The sequence below is a fragment of the Flavobacterium sp. genome (genome assembly GCF_043773265.1).
Classification (GTDB): Bacteria; Bacteroidota; Bacteroidia; order Flavobacteriales; family Flavobacteriaceae; genus Flavobacterium.
The window spans coordinates 1-3,144 of the sequence record NZ_JAYVFH010000273.1 but is presented as its reverse complement, the minus strand read 5'-3'; the positions used below and the strand labels follow the sequence as shown (position 1 = coordinate 3,144).

General features: G+C 27.8%; 5 protein-coding genes. 3 read left to right on the top strand and 2 right to left on the bottom strand.

From position 1 onward, the window contains the following. Window positions 1-1,282: GH3 auxin-responsive promoter family protein (locus tag ACH2BO_RS14410; protein ID WP_395045432.1), on the bottom strand; the 1,282-nt coding region annotated here is incomplete at its 3' end. A gap of 114 nt (window positions 1,283-1,396) precedes the next feature. Between ACH2BO_RS14410 and ACH2BO_RS14405 the strand changes: the two genes are divergently transcribed. From ACH2BO_RS14405 to ACH2BO_RS14395, 3 genes are read left to right on the top strand one after another with little or no spacing between them, the layout of a single operon-like run. Then, window positions 1,397-2,191 carry a DUF2797 domain-containing protein gene (locus tag ACH2BO_RS14405; RefSeq protein WP_395045431.1) on the top strand — a complete coding sequence of 265 codons (795 nt, stop codon included), beginning with the start codon at window positions 1,397-1,399 and terminating at the stop codon, window positions 2,189-2,191. Window positions 2,192-2,228: 37 nt separating this feature from the next. Beyond that, window positions 2,229-2,480 (top strand): DUF6364 family protein, encoded by a 252-nt coding sequence (locus ACH2BO_RS14400; RefSeq protein WP_395045430.1) that lies wholly within the window; start codon window positions 2,229-2,231, stop codon window positions 2,478-2,480. Beyond that, the gene (locus ACH2BO_RS14395) at window positions 2,480-2,893 is read left to right on the top strand and encodes a type II toxin-antitoxin system VapC family toxin (protein ID WP_395045429.1); all 414 of its coding nucleotides are present in this window, start codon (window positions 2,480-2,482) and stop codon (window positions 2,891-2,893) included. The genes ACH2BO_RS14400 and ACH2BO_RS14395 overlap by 1 nt, the downstream gene beginning before the upstream one ends. A 14-nt stretch (window positions 2,894-2,907) precedes the next feature. On the opposite strand, the gene ACH2BO_RS14390 is transcribed toward ACH2BO_RS14395, so the two are convergent. Then, a partial coding sequence (locus ACH2BO_RS14390) for a hypothetical protein (RefSeq protein WP_395045428.1) occupies window positions 2,908-3,144 on the bottom strand: 237 nt, incomplete at its 5' end.

The window sequence follows — 3,144 nt, the reverse complement described above, 5'->3', positions numbered from 1 at the left end:
CTGTTGGAGGTTTTTTAAATTCAATCATCCATTCGTGTGCGCCTTTTTCTTTGTCTTTCATAAAAATTGGCGCGACTGTATAATCTTTTACTTCACTATTTAATTGAGAACAAGTTTGAGCAATTGCTTTATCAGTATTTTCTACCATTAGTTCTTCTCCAAAAACATTTATATGGTGTTTTGTTCTTCCAGAAACTCTAATTCTGTAAGGTTTTAAAGAAGTAAATCTAACTGTATCACCAATCATATAACGCCAAAGTCCAGCATTGGTTGTAATTACAATAGCATAATTTTTAAACAATTCTACATCTGCCAATTTAATTACTTTTTGATTTGGTGTGCCAAAAGTATCCATTGGAATAAATTCGTAAAAAATTCCGTAATCCAACATCAACAATAAATCATTAGAATAATTTAAATCTTGAATGGCAAAAAATCCTTCAGATGCATTATAAATTTCGTAATATTTAAAATTCTTGTTGGGTAAAATCTTTTGATATTGTTCTTTGTAAGGTTCAAAATTTACGCCACCATGAAAATATACTTCAAGATTGGGCCAAAGATCTAATAAATTGGTGTTATTAGTTTCTGATAAAATTTTGTTTAAAAGTACCAACATCCACGACGGAACACCAGCAAAACTCGTTACATTTTCGTTTTTGGTTTCATTAATTATTGCATCTAGTTTGGTTTCCCATTCGCTCATTAATGATGTTTTATTGCTTGGCGTACTACTAAATTCTGCCCACATTGGCATATTTTCTATCAAAATAGCTGATAAATCTCCAAACGATGAATTATTATTTTCATAAATTTGAGAACTTCCGCCTAGACGAAGACTTTTACCCATAAACATATCAGAATTTTCGTTGTTGTTTAAGTACATACACAACAAATCTTTGCTTCCTTTAAAATGGCAATCTTCTAGTGCTTCGCTACTTACAGGAATAAATTTACTTTTGGCATTGGTAGTTCCGCTAGATTTTGCAAACCATTTTATTGGCGTATTCCAAAAAACATTTTGCGCTCCTTTTCTAGTTAATTCTATCATTGGTTCCAAATCTTCGTAGGTAGAAACCGGAATTCTTTCTGCGAAAGCAGTATAATTTTTAATAGATTTATAATCGTATTGTTTTCCAACAACGGTATCTTCTGCTTGACGAATTAAGTTCATCAACAGTTCTTCTTGCACTTCGTTAGGATATTTTAAGAACAACTCTATCTGGTGAATGCGTTGCTTTAAAACCCAAGTTGCTATAGAATTTATTATTGGAAAAGGCATTACAATTTACGATTTACAAGGTTGGAAATACAAAGTTTAAAATTAGAATATTAACTTTACCAAAATTAACAAATTTTGTTGAACTTTAAACTTTAAACCCGAAACTTTAAACAAATGACTTACGAAGGTGTTCTTACTAAAATGCAAACAGAATTTTCTAATCCTATAGAATATTACTTGGTTTTTGAAAATAGTTTTCTTCATTTAAATCAACTTTTAAATAAAAATTTAGAAATTCAATTTAAAGGATATCAATGTTTACATTGTGGTAAAAAGAAGAAAATTTTTCGTCAAGGTTTTTGTTACGATTGTTTTATGAGTAGTGCTTCTGCTGGAGATTGGATTATGAAACCAGAATTAAGTACAGCACATTTAGAAATTGAAGATAGAGATTTAGAGTATGAAAAACGTGTGCAATTGCAACCACACATTGTATATTTAGCATTATCTAGTGAAGTAAAAGTTGGTGTAACCAGAATTACACAAGTACCAACACGTTGGATAGATCAAGGCGCAGTTGAGGCAATTGCAATTGTAGAAGTTCCCAACAGATATCTTGCCGGAATTACAGAAGTTGCTTTAAAAAATCATTATGCTGACAAAACCAACTGGCAAAAAATGCTAAAAAACGAGTATGAACCTGTAGATTTAATTGCCGAAAGATTAAAGTTAGAACATTTAATTCCCAGTGAAGTTAAAGAATATTTTTATACAACTAAGGAAGATTTATATGTAATGCATTTTCCGGTTTTAGAATATCCTAAAAAAGTTACTAGTTTAAATCTTGATAAATTGCCCAATTTTTCTGGTAAATTAAAAGGTATAAAAGGACAATATTTACTCTTTGAAGATGGAACTGTTTTTAATGTTCGCACTTTTGAAGGTTATGTTGTAACGATTGAGGTTTAAAAAATATTACGTATATTTGATTTTTAAATTTACGTATATGAATACAAAACTTACTTTGTCTTTAGATGAAAATGTAATTAAAGAGGCAAAAAATTTAGCAAAGAAAAAAGGTAAAACCTTATCTGGAATTATCGAAAATTATTTAAAATCATTATTACAACAAAAAGAAAATAACGTTGCCGATGTTTCTGATATTGTTTCTAGTTTGCTTGGATGTATTAAACCATTGGATGATGATTTAGATTATAAAAAAATAGTATCAGAAGAAATTTTTAAAAAATATAAATAATGAAAAATTTCTTTTTAGACACAAATATTGTAATTGATGTATTAATAGATAGAAAACCTTTTTCTGATGACGGAAAAATTATTTTTGAAAATGGTATAAATAAAAAAATTAAACTTTATATATCAGCATTATCATATGCTACAATATACTATTATATAAAAAAAAGCACATCTTCACACGAAAAAACAATGCTAATTTTAAATAAACTAAATTCATTTATAGAAACTACAGACGTAAATAATACTACAATAAAAAATGCATTAAATTCTAATTTTAAAGATTTTGAGGATGCAATCCAATATCATTCTGCAAAAAATAAAAGTATAGATGCAATTATCACTAGAAATTCTAAAGATTTTAAAAATAGTAGTTTGTTAATTTTAACTCCAGATGAAGCATTAGCAATATTATAAAATCTTTATAATATTTATAATTTAAGGTTTTTTAATGGTATCTTGTTTTTTCTTTTAAACAATCCGTTTAGTAAATCTTTGGCTTTAGTTTTCACTTCGTCTTTAGTTACAGGAAGTTTAGTTTTGGTTGTATCACCAGGTTTTTTATTTTTATCAATTAATTTTTCTAGCTCGGTTTTTCCTTTTCCAATTAATTTTGTTTTTTGCTGTTTAATTAAATTATTTGCCAAAGTTGTTGTGGCAGTTTTTAA